We start from the raw sequence: 16015 nt of genomic DNA, 5'->3' as shown, positions 1-16015 counted from the left end.
ATGGCTGGCGACCCGGCGGGCCGAGGGCGTGACTACGCTGCCGCAGCCGTGCTCGCGTTGGCCGCTGCGGCGGTGATCTGGTTTGGATGGCGTCACCCGCGTGGCTGGCTCGACGCCGGTGCGGCGCTGAGCGCCGGGGTCTGGGCGACGGGCCTGATCATTGTCTGGGAATCGGTGGGCGGCAAGCTGTTCAAGGATGCCCAGCGCGGCGCCTGGCGGCGCGGCCCGGTCAAGACTCCCGACGGCATGCGCTTAGGGCGGCCATAGGCCTGGTCATCGAAGCCCGGTGCGGGAATCGTATGGGGTATGGCTGTTCCCGACCCTCGGCCCGACCAGATCCTGCGCGGTTTTCTCGACCGGCTTCACGAGCTGAGCGAGTGGGAGTGCGATCTGTCCTATCACGACGGATTTGCCGCCGGGTACGCGCTGGCGACCGCCGAGTTCGAGGCCGCCATCCGGTTCGCCCTGGGCGGGCCGAAAACCCGTTCCTGGAGCCAGGCCGCCGAGCGTCATCACCGTGCCATCCAGGCTGCGCGGCTGCGCCAAGCCGCCGACCGTCCAGGCCGCCGCCCAGACGATCATCCTGGCGGCCCGGTCGACTTCCAGACCGGCCGGCCTACGCGGTCGTTGGAGGGCTAGGTGACCTTGCGGTAGCGGGACTGGAGCAGGCAGAAGACGCCGAAGGCGGCTAGGCCGGCGGCGATGACGGCGAGCAGGAGGCGGCCGTAGGGCTGGGCGGCCAGGGTGCGCAGCGCGGCATCGAGGCCCCGCGCTTTGGCCGGGTCGAAGGAGCGTGCGGCGACCATGAGCAGCGCCCCGGCCACGCCGTAGGCGACACCTTTGGCCACATAACCCGCGATGCCCAGCCAGCGCATGGTTCTCTTCAGATCCGCCGACATTTTGCCGGTACGCAGATGATGCATGAATTGTTTCTGAAAGCCGTAGATCACCAGGGCGATGCCGAAGATCGCCAGCGCGAACCCGGCCAGCAACACGATGGTCTGCCCATTCGGGCGGGTGAGCAGGTCGGACACGCTTTGCTGTTGCTGGTCGCCGCCGGCGGAGGCCCCTTTGAAGACCTTCCACGCGGTCCACCCGAGGTAGGCGTAGAGGATCGCCCGTCCGGCGGACGCCACGCGCTCGAAAACCCTTCTGCCGCCGGAGAATTCCAGATGCCCCACGGCCGCGGAAAGCACCTGCCACACGGTCATGGCGGCGAACCCGAAAGCGATCAGCAGCACCAGGATCCGCCCAGCCCCGGCGGAGGCCAGCACCCGCAGCGCGCCGGACTGGTCGACGTCGGTGGTCGGCTTCTGCAGGGCGATCTGCAGCGCCACCCAGGCCAGCAGCAGATGGGTCAGCCCATAGCCGAGGAATCCGGCGCGGGTCAGGTGTTCGAGCACCGGATGGCGCGCTACGGCCCTGGCCTGCTGTTCGGCCTCACGGGTCAGTGACATGCAGGGGAGATGCCCGTTGCGGCCGAGCCGCAAACCGCAGCCGCATTCGGCGGTCGGCGCAGGGCAGGCCTGCAACCAGGCAACTGGAGCGGGCGCATTTGCCGGTCAGCGCCGTGCGGGGCCACGTAGGCTCGGCACATGGCGGTGCGTTGCCTGGTCACCGGGGCGACCGGTTACATCGGCGGGCGGCTCGCGCCCCGGCTGATCCAAGCCGGTCACGTGGTGCGCTGCACCTCCCGGTCCGCGCTCAAGCTGCGCGACGTGCCGTGGGCGGGGCGGGCCGAGATCGTCGAGGCCGACCTGCTCTCGCCGTCGGCGATCCGCCGCGCGCTGCAGGACATTGACGTTGCCTACTATCTTGCCCATTCGCTCGGCTCGCCCGATTTCGAGAAGACCGACCGGCAGGCGGCCCACAATTTCGCCTGCGCCGCGGCTGAAGCCGGCGTCAAACGCATCGTCTACCTCGGCGGGCCCGAGCCCAGCGGCACGGCGACCTCGCCGCATCTGCGCTCCCGCGACGAGGTTGCCGAGATCCTCGCCGCTTCCGGCGTGCCGACGGTGACCCTGCGCGCGGCCGTCATCATCGGGTCCGGCTCGGCCTCGTTCGAGATGCTGCGCTACCTGACCGAGCGGCTGCCGGTCATGGTGGCGCCCAGCTGGGTGCACAACCGCATCCAGCCCATCGCGGTGCGCGACGTTCTTTACTACCTGCTGGCCTGGGCCAGCGTGCCGGACGAGGTGAGCCGCGGCTTCGACATCGGCGGCGCCGACGTGCTCACCTATGCCGAGATGATGCACCGCTACGCCCGAGTGGCCCACCTGCGCCGGCGCGTGATCTTCCCAGTGCGCACGCTGTCGCCCTGGCTTTCCTCGCATTGGGTGGGCTTGGTCACGCCTGTCCCGGGCCGCATCGCGAAACCGTTGGTGCTAAGCCTGATCCACGAGGCGGTGTGCCGCGAGCACGACATCGCCGACTTCGTACCCGATCCGCCGGGCGGTCTGAAGGGCTTCGAGGAATCGGTGCGGCTGGCCCTGAGCAAGATACGCGATTCCGAAGTGGAGACCCGATGGGCCAACGCCGCCTGGACGGGCGCACCGGCCGACCCACTGCCCACCGACCCGGACTGGTCCGGCGGCAGCGTCTACGAGGACCTTCGCCATCGCGACGTGCAGGCCTCGCCCGAGGCGCTGTGGCGGGTGGTGACCCGCATCGGCGGCCAGACCGGCTGGTACTCCTTCCCGCTGGCGTGGGCCTTACGCGGCTGGGTCGACCGGCTCGTGGGCGGGGTGGGGCTGCGCCGGGGCCGGCGCGACCCCGCCGAGCTGTATGTGGGCGAGGCGCTGGACTTCTGGCGGGTCGAAGAGATCGAGCACAGTAAACTGCTGCGGCTGCGGGCCGAGATGCGCCTGCCGGGCGTCGCCTGGCTGGAGCTCAAAGTGGCGGACAGCCCGGCCGGCAGCCGCTATGAGCAGCGGGCGATCTTCGTGCCCAAAGGCCTTGCCGGGCACCTTTACTGGTGGTCGGTGGCGCCTTTCCACGCGCTGGTCTTCGGCGGCATGGCCCGCAACATGGCCCGCGCCGCCGAACGCCTTCCCTGAGCGGCCCAGCCACGTGGTGTGGCTGGGCCAAGTCCGTGGGTCGATGTCAGGTGGTGCAGGTTATCGAGGTGTGGTACTGGTCGGCGGTGGTGGTGACGTTCTTGAGGGTCAGATGCCATTCGCGTTCGGTTATCGGGGAGAAATTGCTGATCACCACTCGTTCGTCGCGAACGAAGACTCCCGCGCTTGCCGCGATCATGCCCTCGGGGCATAGGAGGTGGATGTACCGGATCTCGCTGCCGGCGATGTTGATCCAATCGGTGCTGATTATTTGGTACGCGGGCGAGTCGGGAACGCAGACGGCGTAGGCGACCAGATCCATACTCGTGTCGCCGTCGTTGCGGATCTCCGCCGCCCATTCCAATCGCAGAAATGTCGACGTTGAGGTCACGGACGCTTTGTGGCTGGCCCCAGACACGAACGGGCCTCCGCCGATCGCCATCTTTCCGGCCGGGCAGGGTCGCCGGGATGAGCCGACACCGCCTGGCGGGACGTGAGTGGCGTTTGCCGACAACACTTCGTAGCCGGGGATCTCCGTCGCGCAGACGGCAAACGAGAAGAAGGTGGCGTCGGTGGAACCGTCGTTGCGGAGGGTGACCTGCCATGAGTTGCCGTTGGGGAAGGACGAGACCAGGACGACGTCGTCGCTGCTGATGTTCGGCCCTCCCGAGATCGGAAGCGTTCCGGCCGGACACTGCGCCAGTGCGGACAACTCGTCGGGGCCCGGCTCGATCCTTACGAAATCGCTGCTCACAGTCTGATACTCGGTCGCAAGCCTGGTGGAGACCCCGGGGGCCGCCGCCAGGCCAACCGGCTTCACCGGCCCCGCCGCGGCTCCGGCCATCGCGGCGAGCACGACACCGGCTGCCGCAATCCGAACCGGTCTGTTCCTCACAAGATTCAGCTTCATAACCGAATCGTGCCCTCTGACCTGCGAAAACTCGAAACGCCGCGCCGGTGATCTTCAGGTTCCGGGCGACGTTTCGGTCCACATAGGATGGTGACGTGCCTTGGTTATTTCGGCGTGCGAGGTCTGTTCAGCTCGTCCAGTACGGCCCCGAACTCATGCGGCGACAGGAGGATGCGGTTCTTGTGGCGCGCCCGCGAACCCTTTCGCCATATCGGCGTCTGGAGGTCGCGCTCGGGATCACGGGTGGAAATCCAGATCTGCCACGCGTCGTAGTGGGCGGCCTGGCCGGCCCAGGCGCGGGCCAGCCGCGGCCAGGGGACGACGTGGCTGCGCAGCACCATGCGGATCTTGACACCGGCGTCGCCGACGTAGACCCCGACCAGCACTATTCGCCAGATCAAGATCTCCCAGATCAGCACGAACAGCACGATGACGGGCGCGAAGACCGGGTCGACCTCGCCCATGGCGAAGCCCCACAACGGAAACAGGCCCCCCACGGACATCACCGCGGTGACGAGGTATATCAACGGGTACCACTTGTCCTGGTCGCGCTGGTACACCCTGGACCACTTCGGCACGACGTTTAGCCCGCCTCGATGATGGCCAGGTCTCTCACCGCGAACTCGTGGTGTGCCCATTCCTCGTTGAGGACCACGTGCACGCAGTAAAGGGCGGTGCGCGCGGCCGGCGACGGCCAGCCGGGCGCCGGGTTGGGCTCGCGGACCCGTTCGAGCTCCTCCTGCGTCACTTCGTCCAAAAAGGATTGGACCTTGGCCATCCGGTCGGCGCGGGCGGCGGCGACCTCCTCGAACGGCGCGGACTTCACGTTGTCGATGCCGTAGGTGTGCCCATCGTCGATGAACCCGGCCGGCAGCGCCAGCCGGTGGAACGGCCGCGACTCCGCCAGCACGGCATGGCTCAGCCACGAATCGGTCACGAAGATCAGGTGCCGCAGGGTCTGCGCAAAAGACCATTCGTCGTTGACGCTGCGGTCGAGATCGGCCGGGGGCAGCGCTTCGGCGCGCTTCATCGTGGCCGCCCAGATGCCCTGCATCCAAGCCCAGCCCTCGCGCAGCTCCTGCGGCGTGCGTGAGCGCAACAGGGCACGCTCCGGCTGGCGGCGGTTGAGCTCGGCCTCGATCAGCGGTGCCACCTCGACCCCGTTGACCCGCAGCCCCTCGATGGCGCCGTCGATGTCGGCGCCGATGAGAAGGACGCCGTGCATTTTCACGCCGGACAGGTCGGCCTCCCGGAAGACCGATCCCGACATGTTCGTATCGAGGAACAGTGAGCCGCTGAAATCGTCAGAGTTGGTGTAGTTCGCCACGGGTCAATCATGGTCGAGATGTCAAGCCCCCGCTGTCCCTGTGGATTCGCATCGGATCTGAAGCGGATTTATGGTGGCCATTGCGAGAATCCAGCTGCCGCCTGGCGAGTTTTGATGGAGGTCGCGATGACTGTCACCGGCACGTTGCGCCGCATGTGCTGGGTGTTTCCCGATCGGGAGTCGACCCGGGCCAAGGCGATGTGGCATCCGTTCTTCTGGGATCACTATGCCGAGGTCGCGCAGGAGCTGGGGCTGAGCTGGACCATGCACTCGCCCGACGCGGTGACGATCGACAATCTGGAACGCGGCAAGCCGCGGGTCTATGTCGACGACGAGCTGGTCACACCCGAGGACACGCTGTTCATCACGGCGCTTTACTCGCTGCCGTACCAGTCGATGGATATTTTCAATCAGTACGCGCTCTACGCGGTGCTGGAGCAGCTCGGCTTCTACCTTCCGTTCCCGCCGAGCCTGTCGCCGATCGCCAACGACAAGCTGGCCACGCTGCTGTATTTCGGCGACTCGCCGGTGCCGGTCATCCCGACCATCCGCATCGGCATCGGGCGTGACGTGGGCAAGCACGGCTACGAGGTGGCGCTGGAGAACCTGACCTATCCGGCCATCGTCAAACCGGCCGGGTGGTGCGGCGGGGGCGGCGTGAACGTGGCACACAGCTCCGAGGACGTCCGCGGCCTGGCCACGCTGGCCCAGGGCGGCGACACCACCCTGGTGGCTCAGCCGTACCTTGGCGAGGGGACGGTCGACTACCGCGTTTACGTCATCGACGGAGTGGCGCATCCGCATGTGCTGCGGCGCACCCCGCACCCGGGCTCGCCGGTGTCCAACGCCAGCCGCGGCGGCATTATGGACTTCCCGCACACCCCGCCGGAGCTGGTGGAGGCGACCGCCTATTTCGCTTCTCGGCTGCCGATCCCGTTCTACTGCATAGACTTCCTCTTCGACGGCGAACGGTTCTGGTTCTCCGAGCTGGAACCCGACGGCGTGATCGCGCCGGACTTCGACGACCCGCAGCGCGTGATCCAGCGCGACATCACCCGCGCCCGCTGGACCGCCTACCGCGACGGCCACGCACGCTGGCTGGCCAGGCCCGCCGCTCCTACCGTGCTCTCCTGAAGCAGAATTGGTGACGACATGACCTCATTTTCGCTTACGCCAGAAGCGGCCGAGCCGTATCTGCATGTCGCGCAGCGATCGCTCAAGCGGCTCAAAACCGTGCCGCAGCTGGCCGCCCGCTACACCGAGCAGGACAAGGTGCTCACACTCGACGACATCGCCGGGCTCGCGCCGCTGGTCAAGGACGATCTCAATGTGGCGCTGGCCCATCTGCAGCCCAAGGCCGAGCGCGGTGCCACCTGGCTGTTCCAGAGCGGGGGCAGCACCGGCGCGCCCAAGGTCGGCTATGCCCCCACCGGTTTCTACATGACCGGCGTGTACGAGCAATGGCGCCCCCTGGATCGCGACGACGTCTTCGTCAACGCCTGGGGCGCCGGCCGCATGTGGGGCGCGCATTTCCTGGCCGCCGCGTTCGCCGATCTGTCGGGGTGTCAGGTCATCGCGCTGGGTTCGGTGACCAAGGACGAGTACACCGACTGGCTGTCGCTTTTCGTCTCCCGTGAGGTGAGCGCCATCGGCGGAACACCCAGCGTGCTTCGGTTGTGGTTCGCCCACGCCCGCGCCGCCGGGATCGCGCTTCCCGCCCTGCGCAAGGTGTTGTGGCTAGGCGAGGCGTGGCACTCGCAGATCGACGAGGACATGGCCGCCGTAGCCCCGAACGCGCAGCGCTGGGGAATGTTCGGCAGCACCGAAACCTGGGTGGTGGGCACCAACACCCCGCAGTGCCCGGCGGACGTCTTCCACACGCTGCCCGAACAGCTGGTGCATGTGGATTCCGAGGAGCTGCTGGACTTCACCACCCTCAACCCGGACATGCTCAATCCGGTGCTGCGCTACCAGACCGGCGACGCGGGCCGGTTCGTCGCCTGCGCCTGCGGCCGGCCGGACAGGGCGATGCAGGTGCTGGGCCGCCGCGACAGCGTGGTGCAGGTACGTGGCCTCGGCCTGCACGTCGACGACATCATCGAGCAGGTGGAGCGGGAGCCGGGCGTGTCGCGGGCGCAGATCCTGATCACCGAACAGAACGGAAGAGTGTCCAAAGTGGACGTGCTGCTGATGACCGGCCCCGACGCCACCCCCGATCTGGCCTCACGGCTGCGCAAGGACCTGATATCGGCGACCTTCACCATCAGCACGGCCTTCCAGCACGACCCCGATTCGTTCCAGGTCAAGGTGGTGGACTCGCTCGTCGCCAATGAGCGTACCGGCAAGACCTCGAACTTCGTGGTGCGGGAACAGCCGTGAAACTGCCGGTGTCGCTTGGGCGCGAGTTCAACCTGTTCTGGGCCGGTCAGGCGGTAAGCAATATCGGTGACCGGGTCACCATCTTCGTGGTGCCCACCGTGATGATCTTCCTGCTCGACGCTTCGGCGTTCGAGGTGGGTGTGGTGGCGATGGCGCAATATCTGGGCATCCCGCTGCTCGGGCCGGTGGCCGGAATGCTGGTCGACCGGTGGGACAACCGTTTGACCATGCTGGCGTGCGACCTGATCCGCCTGGTGGCGGTGGCCGCCATCCCGCTGGCCTACTGGGGCGGCGTGCTGAGCACACCGCTGCTGTTCGTGTGCGTCGCGCTCATCAGCGGCGCCACCATCTTCTTCAACGTCGGCTATCTGGTCGCGGTGCCGGCCACCGTGCCCGAAAAGCAGCTGGTGCGCGCCTACTCCCGGCTGGAGGGCACGGGCTCGGTGTCCGAAGTGGCCGGTCCCTCCATCGGCGCGGGTCTCTACCACGCGCTGGGGGTGGCCGCGCTGCTCGTGGACGCGGCCAGCTATCTGATTTCGGCGGCGTGCTTCAAGTACATGCGGCCGTGGGGGGAAAGGACCGTCCAGACCGGGTCGGTGTGGTCGCGGCTGTCCGTCGGGTTCCGGCTCAACTGGGCCGATCCCGTGCTGCGGCGGGTGGTGGTGGCCGCGGTCACCCTGAACTCCGGCGGCCCCATCTTCGTCACGGTGCTGCCTATCCTTGCCTACCAAGGCCTCGGGCTGTCGGTGGGCGCGTTCGGCGCCGCGATGTCGGTCGCCGCAGCGGGCGCCGTCGTCGGCGCGCTGATCGCGCCGAAGATCGCGGAAAGGCTCGGTACCGGCCGTACCATGGCCTACGCCCTGTTGCTGCATTGCCTGGTCGGCCTCGGTGTACTCGCCACGCCCGTGCTGCCGCCCGGGCTGGTGATCGCGGTGACGATGGGGTGCTATGGCTTCTTCATGTCGTGCATCAATGTGTGCAGTGCGCCGGTGCGCCAGTCGCGGATGTCGGCGGAGAACCAGGGCGTGATGCACGCCGCCTTCCGGACGGTGACGTGGGGCGTGATTCCGTTGGCGGCCTTGGTAGGTGGCCTCGCGGTCACCCTGCTGACCGCATCGCTGGGCATCCGGGACGCGGCCCTGGTGACCATGGCCGGCGGCACCATCCTGGCGGCGTTCTCGTTCGTGTCCGCGGTGCGCATCCAGCCGCTGATGGATCAGTCCAAACGGGAGCGGGAAGCGGCCGCCGCGGCCGAGCCGCAGCTGGCCGAAAGCGCGCCATGAGCACGGTTTTGATAACGGGAACCTCCTCGGGCATCGGCCTGGCCACCGCGGTCACCGCGGCGCGCGCCGGGTGGGCGGTGGTGGCGACCATGCGCGACCCGGGCCGGGCGACAGCATTGCGGGAGGCGGCCGAGAATGCCGGTGTCACCGTGGACGTGCGCCGCCTCGACGTGACCGACGCCGGGTCGATCGCCGAATGTGTGCAAGGCGTGCAGGACACCTATGGCGGGTTGGACGCGGTGGTCAACAACGCGGGCATCTCCAACTTCGATCCGACTATGGAGATGTCCACCGCGGAGGCGTTGCGTACCAATATGGAGGTAAATTTTTTCGGGGTGATAGCGGTGAGCCGGGCGGCGATGCCGTTGCTGCGGGCCAGCCGTGGGCGCCTGCTGACGATCGGCAGTGTGCACGGGGTGGTGGGCCAGCCGTTCAACGAGGCCTACTGCGCGGCCAAGTTCGCCGTCGAGGGCTTCATGGAGAGCCTGGCCCCGGTCGCCGAGGCGCACGGGGTGCGGGTGTCGATCGTGGTGCCGGGGTTCGTGCCGGACACCAACTTCGGGGTGTTCCCAGACATCAACCGGGTGACCATCCAGGCCGCCTCAGGTCCTTATGCGCCAACGTTTGCCGCCTACATCGACTGGGTCATCGGGCAGGGCTGGGAGTCGGCCGGGCAGAAGGCACAGGAGGTGGCCGAGGTGGTGGTGCGCACCCTCGGTGAGGCTCGGCCGCCGTTTCGGGTTCCCGCAAACGATTGGGCTGCAAAGTATCTGGACCACAAGCTGGCCGACCGGGACGGCTCGGCCATTCAATCCCTTGCCCGCACGTGGATCGGGGCGTCTCGTTAGAAGGAGCGGAACATGCCCGCGAAGTCGTTACAGGACCTGGTGGACTTTGCCCGGCGTCATTCGCCGTTCTACGCGCAGGCGTACAGCGACGTGCCGCAGACCATCTCGCACATCACCCAGCTGCCGATCATCGATCAAGCCGCGTTCTGGGCCGCGAACACGTGGCCGGACAACAGGTTGCTGACCGGGCCGCTGACCGATGCGGGAGTGTACAAAAGCGGTGGCACGACCGGCGCTCCGAAGTTCTCGCCGTGGACGCGCACCGAACACGCCGACTCGGTGTCGGCCTTTGGTGCGGGCATGGTGCAGGCGGGGCTCAAACCCGGGCAGCGGGTGGCGAACCTGTTCTGCGCCGGCGAGCTTTACGGCGGTTTCCTTTACATCGAAGGCGCGCTGCACCACGCCCCGGTGGACAATGTGCGCCTTCCCGTGGGCTGTGCCGCGCCCAACGAGTACATCGCCGACCTGATCGCCAGTTTCGGTGTGCACGTGCTGGCGGGCGAGCCGATGAAGCTGGCCGCGGTGGCCGAATGCGTGGTGCAGCGCGGACAGTCCGCCGATTCGATCGAGCTGGTCCTGTTTGCCGGTGACATCCTCTTCAACGACCTGCGCCCGATGCTGATCCGTGCCTTCCCGAAGGCCGCCATTTCCTCGCTGGGTTACGCCTCGGTCGATGCGGGCCTGGTCGGCGCGCCGGTGCCCGGCGACGACGTGCGGGTGCACGAGGCGTTTCCCAACCGGACTCTGGTGGAGCTGGTCGACGACGTGACCGGGGAACCGATCACGGCGATCGGCGTGCCCGGCCGTTTGGTGGTCACCAACCTCTTTCGCACGCTGATGCCTATTATCCGGTACCCGGTAGGCGATCGCGCCGAGTGGGTCGATCCCGAGCGGCAGCGTTTCCGGCTGGTGGGCCGGTCGCTGGAAGGCGCCCGGGTGGGGACGGTGGCGATGCCGACCGAGGACATCCGCGCGGTCCTCATCGCCGCCGACCCGGCCGGGCACATCACCGGGATGCAGATGGTGCAACGCCGCTGGGACGGCAAGGACGGGCTCATCCTTCGCCTGTCGTGCGCGCAGACCCCTCCCGGCGATCTGGCCGCTCACCTGATCGCCGCGGTGTACGCCGCGCGCCCGCTGTATCCCGCCGAGGTCGAGCTGGGCGCGATCCACCATCTCAGCGTGGAATGGGTGCCCCGCGAGGGTTTGGTGACCAACCCGCGCACGGGCAAGCTCGTCCAGGTGGTCGACGAGCGCCCCCCGTCGTGACCCGAAGGGCGTTAAACTGCCGCGGTGAACGTGATCGATTGGCTGCTGGACGCCGATCCGGCCATCCGCTGGCAGACGTTGCGCGATCTCACCGACGCCTCACCCGGCGAGATCGCCGCCGAACGTTCCCGCGTGGAGCATGAAGGCTGGGGCGCCCGGCTGCTGGAGCTGCAGGACGCAGGCGGGCCGTGGGACGGAGGTGCCCTGTTCCCGGCCGGCTACACCGGAAACGAGCCGGGCCAGCCCTGGACACCGACCGTGCACACGCTGCAGACCCTGCAGATCTTCGGCCTCGACCCAGCTGGCCAGGCGGCCCGCCGCGCGATCGCCCTGGTGGCCGAGCACGTGCGCTGGGAGCACGACGGGCAGCGATATTTCGACGGCGAGGTCGAGCCGTGCCTCAACGGCAGGACGATCGAAGCCGGCGCCTACTTCGGAGTGGATGTCAGGCCGATAGTGGAGCGGATTCTCGGCGAGCGGTTGGCCGACGGCGGATGGAACTGTGAGGCAGAGAACGGCTCCGTGCGCTCCTCTTTCGACACCACCATCATCGTGCTCGAGGGGCTGGCCGAGTTCGAGCGCGTCACCGGCGGGTCGGAAGCGGTGGCGCAGGCGCGCCGGGGCGGCGAGGAGTATCTGCTCGAACGGGGCCTGTTCCGCCGCAAGAGCACTGGCGAGCCGGTGAAGCCGGGATACCTCGACCTGGCCTTCCCGTATTACCGGCACTACGACGTGCTGCGCGCACTCGATTACTTCCGCCGCTGTGGCGTCAAGCCCGATCCGCGGATGGCGCAAGCAGTGGAGGTGGTGAGTTCCAAGCGGCAACCCGACGGGCGCTGGCTGCTCGAGCGCGTCCATCCCGGCCGCGTCCACTTTGTCCTCGAGGGCGGCGTGGGGGAGCCCAGCCGCTGGAACACCTTGCGCGCGCTGCGGGTGCTCGACTGGTGGCAGAACGGAAGCTAGTTGGGCCAGCGCGGCGAGCGGCCGAGCACGGCGAGCAGGCCGTCGAGCGCCGAATCGCCTTCCTGCCAAGCGATCGCGGGCTGGAACGAGGCGCCCGGCCGCAGCCGCCGCGGCCCGTCGGGCACCTCGCGATCGGCGATCTCCCGGACCAGCTCGACCAGATCATCGGGATAGTCGACGGGCTGGCGCAGGGTGGCCGCCACATCCCAGCCGTGCACCACGTAGTCGAGCAGGTGGAAGCTGATCGCCTGGCGGGCCGGGAAACGCCTGTCCGGCGCGATCAGCGGCAGCCAGAACTCGCCTTGCAGCACCTCGGGTTCGCCGAAGGCGGCCATCACCCGCTGCGCCGACTCGGCGTAGTCGCTGCGCAGGTCGCCGAAGCTGCGCTCGGTCCACGCCGTCTTGTCCTCGGTCTCGCCGCGCGCGGCGGCGGCGAACCCGCGGTTCTCCAGGATCATGTGCTCGACGAGCTGGCGCAGGTCCCACTGCGCGCATGGCGTCGGCAACCCCCACTGATCGTCGTGGATCAGCTCCACGAGCTTGACGCTGTGCCGCATGGCCAGACAGTGCTGCTCAATCATGAAAGGTGACGTTAGCCCCCGGATGTCCGGCTCACAAATGCGTTAGGTTCGTGGCATGGCCGACCGAAAGCATGGACACCAGCCGCCGCCCACCGAGTCGGCCATCCGCTCGCAGGACTGGTACGGCGTCGATCTGAGCGGGCAGGAACACGTCCGGGTGGCCTTCATCGAGGTCGACATGACCGAGGCGGTGAACCAGGGCGCGGTCTTCACCGAGTGCACCTTCCAGGGCGTGCGCTTCAACGCCTCGTCGCATGAGGACGCCGCGTTCATCAACTGCACCTTCACCCGCAGTCACCTTTTCGACGCGTCGTTCACCAACTGCAAGATGGTCGGCACCATGTTCGACGGCACCGGCTTCGACCTGGTCAAGGCGATGGGAGGGGACTGGTCGTTCGTCGGGATGCCCGGGGCCGACCTTCGCAAGGCCCGCTTTGAGAACCTGCGGATGCGCGAGGCCGACCTGACCGGGGCGCGGCTGGAGGGTTCGGTGCTGCGCGGGGTCGACCTGTCCGGCGCGTGGCTGGCCAAGGCCGACCTGTCGCGCTGCGACCTGCGCGGCAGTGATCTGAGCGCATTGGATCCGCTCACGGTCCAGCTCAAAGGCGCCATCATCGATCAGCATCAGGCAGGCGTCATCGCGGCCGGCCTGGGCCTGGATGTGCGGGCCGAGTAGCGCGCGGTGGCTATAGTTCCGCCGTGTGGTCATTGGGCAAGCCTGCGCTGTTCACCGCCCTGGAGCCGGCGCAGCGGGTGCTGATCGCGGGCGCGGGCGGTGGATTTGACGTCTATTGCGGCCTGCCGCTTGCCTTCGCGCTGACGGCGGCGGGTAAACAGGTGCACCTGGCCAATCTGTCTTTCACCTACCTCGACCTGCTAGATCTTGAGGACTGGGTTTCGGCCGGGCTGGCCAGGATCACGCCCGAAGCCAAGGGCGCGTCGAACTATTTCCCCGAGCGCACGCTGGCCCGCTGGCTGGGCGACGGGCAACACCTGGCGCCGGTGGTCTACGCCTTCCAGCGGATGGGGGTCAAACCGCTGCGGGCGGCCTACCGCCGGCTGGTCGAGCTGCTCGATGTGGACGCGGTGGTGCTCGTCGACGGCGGGACAGACATTCTCATGCGCGGGGACGAGGCTGGGCTTGGTACCCCGGAAGAAGACATGGCAAGCCTGGTGGCGGTCGCCGGGATAGAGCTGCCGGTGCGGCTGGTGGTCAGCGCCGGGTTCGGCATCGACGCGTTTCACGGCGTGTGCCATGCGCATGTGCTGGAGAACATCGCCGCGCTGGACCGCGCGGGGGCATACCTGGGGGCGGTGTCGATTCCTTGGCAGAGCCCGGAAGGCGCGGCCTACCTCGACGCGGTCGAGCATGCGGCACAGCACACGCCGGGCAACCAGAGCATCGTCAACGGGCAGATCGCCTCGGCCATCCGCGGTGACTTCGGCGACAAGCACTTCACCACCCGCACCGGCGGCAGCGAGCTGTTCATCAACCCGCTGATGGCGATGTACTTCAGTTTCGAGCTGATGGGCGTATACCGCCATTTGCATTACCGAAACACACTGGAACAGACCGAAACCCGGCTGCAGGTCGGGTTGGCCATCGAGGGGTTCCGGCAGACCGTCGACACCCGACCGCGGCGTGCGCTGCCGCACTGAGGAGAGCCCGTGTCGAGCCTGCTGTTCCTTGCGTTGCTTTTCGTGGTGCTCGGCCCGTGTCATTGGTATGTGTACCGGCGCATGGTTTCCGATCCCAGCCGGCCGGGCCGGCTGCGGCTGGCGGGAATCGTTGCCCTGACCGGGTTTGCCGGGTGTGTGCTGTTCGCCTTCAGCAGGCGGGTGCGTGACTTCGTGCCGCCCGGCCCGGCCCGGCTCACCCTGATGCTGGTGGGATATGTGTGGCTGGCGCTGCTGGTGTATCTCGTGTTCTCCTTGCTGCTGCTGGAAATTCCGCGGCGGGTCGCGGTGCGCAAGAGCGAACCGGTCGATGAGGGCCGCCGCCTGCTCATCGCGCGCAGCACCGCCATAGTGGCGGGCCTGGCCGCCGGCTCGACCGTGGGATATGGCGTGGCGTCGGCATACCGCACTCCCGCACTCAAACGAATCCAGATTCCGCTGGCGAAACTTCCCCGAAGCCTTGACGGGTACAGGATAGGCCTGGTCTCCGACATCCACATGGGACCGTTGACCGGGGTCGGCCGCACCCGGCGCATCGTCGAGGCGGTCAACTCCCTCAACGCCGACCTCATCGCCGTCGTCGGGGACCTTGTCGATGGCCCGGTGGCCGAGCTGAGGGACCAGGCGCTGCCGCTGCGGGATCTGTCCAGTAAGGACGGTGTATTCTTCGTGACCGGCAACCACGAATACTATTCCGGCGTCGACGAGTGGCTGCGCGAGATCGTGGAGCTGGGCATGCGTCCGCTTCGCAACGAGCGCCTGGAAATCCGCGGCCTCGACCTGGCCGGCGTCGACGACTACGGGGCCGCCCCCGACTACGCCGCCGCGCTTTCCGGCCGAGACCCGGCCAAACCCGTTGTCCTGCTGGCACATCAGCCCGTGGCCGTCACCCAGGCCGCCAAGTACGGCGTCGACCTGCAGCTGTCCGGTCACACCCACGGCGGGCAGATCTTCCCGTTCCACTTCGTCGTCGCCAGCCAGCAGCCGCTTCTTTCTGGCCTGGCCGAGATCGACGGCACCAAAGTCTATGTCACCAACGGCGCCGGCTTCTGGGGCCCACCGGTGCGCGTCGGCGCCCCCAACGACATCACGCTCGTCGAGCTGCGCGCGACCTAGCCGTCCGCTGTTGGCCGGTGGGCGAACAGAATCGCCCCGGGGGTTGGATCGTCCGGACGCAACAGGTGTTGGGCGTCCATGGCGAAACCTGCCGCCCGGATCCAGCCGGCCACCTGCGACGGCAGGCGGTGGTACGTTTCGCTGCTTGACTTTTCACCGACGTGGAAGCCCACGGCCAGCACCCCACCTGGTTGCAGGATGCGATGAAACTGTTCGAGCACACCCGGCATCGCCTCGTCGGGGATGTGAATCAGAGACCACCACGCGAGCACTCCGGCGAGCGATTCGTCGGCGAGATCAAGGTCGGTCATCGACCCGACCTCGAATCGTGCGCCCGGGTGCTCGCGGCGGGCAATCTCAATCATTGCTGGCGATAGATCGATGCCGAACGCGTCGGTGCCCAGCTCTTGCAGCAGCGCGGTGGTGTGTCCCGGCCCGCAGCCGATGTCGGCGACAGGCCCGCCGCCGATCGCGCGAACCAGCTCGGAGAACAGCACCACGCCGGCGCGAACGTGGAGCAGCCGGTCGAGCAGGTCGCGTGTCTCGTCGGCGTAGCTTTCGGCGATGGCGTCGTAAGAGTTGCGGGTGTCGTTCAACCAGGTCATC

18 protein-coding genes are annotated in these 16015 nt (G+C 67.8%); 12 read left to right on the top strand and 6 right to left on the bottom strand.

The features are described 5' to 3' along the window. Together Rhe02_RS18295 and Rhe02_RS18290 are read left to right on the top strand one after the other, a co-directional pair. Positions 1–267 carry a hypothetical protein gene (locus Rhe02_RS18295; protein WP_203909459.1) on the top strand — a complete coding sequence of 89 codons (267 nt, stop codon included), beginning with the start codon at positions 1–3 and terminating at the stop codon, positions 265–267. Positions 268–306: 39 nt separating this feature from the next. After that, positions 307–639 carry a hypothetical protein gene (locus Rhe02_RS18290; protein WP_203909458.1) on the top strand — a complete coding sequence of 111 codons (333 nt, stop codon included), beginning with the start codon at positions 307–309 and terminating at the stop codon, positions 637–639. On the opposite strand, the gene Rhe02_RS18285 is transcribed toward Rhe02_RS18290, so the two are convergent. Further along, complete coding sequence (locus Rhe02_RS18285; RefSeq protein ID WP_203909457.1) at positions 636–1457, bottom strand: DUF1206 domain-containing protein; 822 nt, start codon at positions 1455–1457, stop codon at positions 636–638. The genes Rhe02_RS18290 and Rhe02_RS18285 overlap by 4 nt on opposite strands. Before the next feature lie 144 nt (positions 1458–1601). Here Rhe02_RS18285 and Rhe02_RS18280 point away from each other — a divergent pair, with 144 nt between their 5' ends. Continuing rightward, positions 1602–3056 carry an SDR family oxidoreductase gene (locus tag Rhe02_RS18280; RefSeq protein WP_203909519.1) on the top strand — a complete coding sequence of 485 codons (1455 nt, stop codon included), beginning with the start codon at positions 1602–1604 and terminating at the stop codon, positions 3054–3056. Between the two features lie 46 nt (positions 3057–3102). Here Rhe02_RS18280 and Rhe02_RS18275 read toward each other — a convergent pair whose 3' ends face one another. The 3 genes from Rhe02_RS18275 to Rhe02_RS18265 all read right to left on the bottom strand — a co-directional run bounded on the left by Rhe02_RS18275 (position 3103) and on the right by Rhe02_RS18265 (position 5293). Then, complete coding sequence (locus Rhe02_RS18275) at positions 3103–3966, bottom strand: hypothetical protein (RefSeq protein WP_203909456.1); 864 nt, start codon at positions 3964–3966, stop codon at positions 3103–3105. A gap of 104 nt (positions 3967–4070) precedes the next feature. Beyond that, on the bottom strand, positions 4071–4544 hold the full coding sequence (locus Rhe02_RS18270; protein WP_203909455.1) for a hypothetical protein: 474 nt from the start codon (positions 4542–4544) through the stop codon (positions 4071–4073). 5 nt (positions 4545–4549) lie between these two features. Beyond that, the gene (locus Rhe02_RS18265) at positions 4550–5293 is read right to left on the bottom strand and encodes a DinB family protein (protein WP_203909454.1); all 744 of its coding nucleotides are present in this window, start codon (positions 5291–5293) and stop codon (positions 4550–4552) included. A gap of 126 nt (positions 5294–5419) precedes the next feature. Here Rhe02_RS18265 and Rhe02_RS18260 point away from each other — a divergent pair, with 126 nt between their 5' ends. From Rhe02_RS18260 to Rhe02_RS18235, 6 genes are read left to right on the top strand one after another with little or no spacing between them, the layout of a single operon-like run. Beyond that, positions 5420–6427: an ATP-grasp domain-containing protein gene (locus tag Rhe02_RS18260; protein WP_203909453.1), complete on the top strand. Its 1008-nt coding sequence runs from the start codon at positions 5420–5422 to the stop codon at positions 6425–6427. A gap of 18 nt (positions 6428–6445) precedes the next feature. Further along, on the top strand, positions 6446–7672 hold the full coding sequence (locus Rhe02_RS18255) for an AMP-binding protein (RefSeq protein WP_203909452.1): 1227 nt from the start codon (positions 6446–6448) through the stop codon (positions 7670–7672). Further along, on the top strand, positions 7669–8955 hold the full coding sequence (locus Rhe02_RS18250; RefSeq protein WP_203909451.1) for an MFS transporter: 1287 nt from the start codon (positions 7669–7671) through the stop codon (positions 8953–8955). Before Rhe02_RS18255 ends, Rhe02_RS18250 begins: the two co-directional genes overlap by 4 nt. Continuing rightward, positions 8952–9803, top strand: coding sequence for an SDR family NAD(P)-dependent oxidoreductase (locus Rhe02_RS18245; RefSeq protein WP_203909450.1), 852 nt, complete (start codon positions 8952–8954; stop codon positions 9801–9803). The genes Rhe02_RS18250 and Rhe02_RS18245 overlap by 4 nt, the downstream gene beginning before the upstream one ends. A 12-nt stretch (positions 9804–9815) precedes the next feature. Beyond that, complete coding sequence (locus tag Rhe02_RS18240) at positions 9816–11072, top strand: phenylacetate--CoA ligase family protein (RefSeq protein ID WP_203909449.1); 1257 nt, start codon at positions 9816–9818, stop codon at positions 11070–11072. Positions 11073–11096: 24 nt separating this feature from the next. Continuing rightward, positions 11097–12035 (top strand): hypothetical protein, encoded by a 939-nt coding sequence (locus Rhe02_RS18235; RefSeq protein ID WP_203909448.1) that lies wholly within the window; start codon positions 11097–11099, stop codon positions 12033–12035. Here the strand turns inward: Rhe02_RS18235 and Rhe02_RS18230 are convergent. Then, on the bottom strand, positions 12032–12616 hold the full coding sequence (locus Rhe02_RS18230) for a TIGR03086 family metal-binding protein (RefSeq protein ID WP_203909447.1): 585 nt from the start codon (positions 12614–12616) through the stop codon (positions 12032–12034). The genes Rhe02_RS18235 and Rhe02_RS18230 overlap by 4 nt on opposite strands. A 55-nt stretch (positions 12617–12671) precedes the next feature. Here Rhe02_RS18230 and Rhe02_RS18225 point away from each other — a divergent pair, with 55 nt between their 5' ends. The 3 genes from Rhe02_RS18225 to Rhe02_RS18215 are packed head-to-tail and all read left to right on the top strand — an operon-like array spanning position 12672 to position 15409. Next, positions 12672–13292, top strand: coding sequence for a pentapeptide repeat-containing protein (locus Rhe02_RS18225; protein ID WP_203909446.1), 621 nt, complete (start codon positions 12672–12674; stop codon positions 13290–13292). Between the two features lie 23 nt (positions 13293–13315). After that, positions 13316–14275, top strand: coding sequence for a DUF1152 domain-containing protein (locus Rhe02_RS18220; RefSeq protein WP_203909445.1), 960 nt, complete (start codon positions 13316–13318; stop codon positions 14273–14275). Between the two features lie 9 nt (positions 14276–14284). After that, positions 14285–15409, top strand: a complete 1125-nt coding sequence (locus tag Rhe02_RS18215; RefSeq protein WP_239123897.1) for a metallophosphoesterase — start codon at positions 14285–14287, stop codon at positions 15407–15409. Here the strand turns inward: Rhe02_RS18215 and Rhe02_RS18210 are convergent. After that, on the bottom strand, positions 15406–16014 hold the full coding sequence (locus Rhe02_RS18210; RefSeq protein ID WP_203909444.1) for a class I SAM-dependent methyltransferase: 609 nt from the start codon (positions 16012–16014) through the stop codon (positions 15406–15408). The two genes, Rhe02_RS18215 and Rhe02_RS18210, sit on opposite strands and share 4 nt — an antisense overlap. Position 16015: the final 1 nt, after the last annotated feature.

Source organism: Rhizocola hellebori, assembly GCF_016862955.1.
GTDB lineage: Bacteria > Actinomycetota > Actinomycetes > Mycobacteriales > Micromonosporaceae > Rhizocola > Rhizocola hellebori.
The sequence above is the reverse complement of the archived record's forward strand: the minus strand, read 5'-3'. Positions and strand labels throughout refer to the sequence as shown.

Excerpts from the sequence above, each read along its gene's own strand:
- Rhe02_RS18210 (WP_203909444.1), bottom strand. The coding sequence starts at position 16,014 with ATGACCTGGTTGAACGACACCCGCAACTCTTACGACGCCATCGCCGAA.
- Rhe02_RS18245 (WP_203909450.1), top strand. The coding sequence starts at position 8,952 with ATGAGCACGGTTTTGATAACGGGAACCTCCTCGGGCATCGGCCTGGCC.
- Rhe02_RS18230 (WP_203909447.1), bottom strand. The coding sequence starts at position 12,616 with ATGATTGAGCAGCACTGTCTGGCCATGCGGCACAGCGTCAAGCTCGTG.
- Rhe02_RS18285 (WP_203909457.1), bottom strand. The coding sequence starts at position 1,457 with ATGTCACTGACCCGTGAGGCCGAACAGCAGGCCAGGGCCGTAGCGCGC.
- Rhe02_RS18240 (WP_203909449.1), top strand. The coding sequence starts at position 9,816 with ATGCCCGCGAAGTCGTTACAGGACCTGGTGGACTTTGCCCGGCGTCAT.
- Rhe02_RS18255 (WP_203909452.1), top strand. The coding sequence starts at position 6,446 with ATGACCTCATTTTCGCTTACGCCAGAAGCGGCCGAGCCGTATCTGCAT.
- Rhe02_RS18275 (WP_203909456.1), bottom strand. The coding sequence starts at position 3,966 with ATGAAGCTGAATCTTGTGAGGAACAGACCGGTTCGGATTGCGGCAGCC.
- Rhe02_RS18225 (WP_203909446.1), top strand. The coding sequence starts at position 12,672 with ATGGCCGACCGAAAGCATGGACACCAGCCGCCGCCCACCGAGTCGGCC.
- Rhe02_RS18290 (WP_203909458.1), top strand. The coding sequence starts at position 307 with ATGGCTGTTCCCGACCCTCGGCCCGACCAGATCCTGCGCGGTTTTCTC.
- Rhe02_RS18295 (WP_203909459.1), top strand. The coding sequence starts at position 1 with ATGGCTGGCGACCCGGCGGGCCGAGGGCGTGACTACGCTGCCGCAGCC.
- Rhe02_RS18260 (WP_203909453.1), top strand. The coding sequence starts at position 5,420 with ATGACTGTCACCGGCACGTTGCGCCGCATGTGCTGGGTGTTTCCCGAT.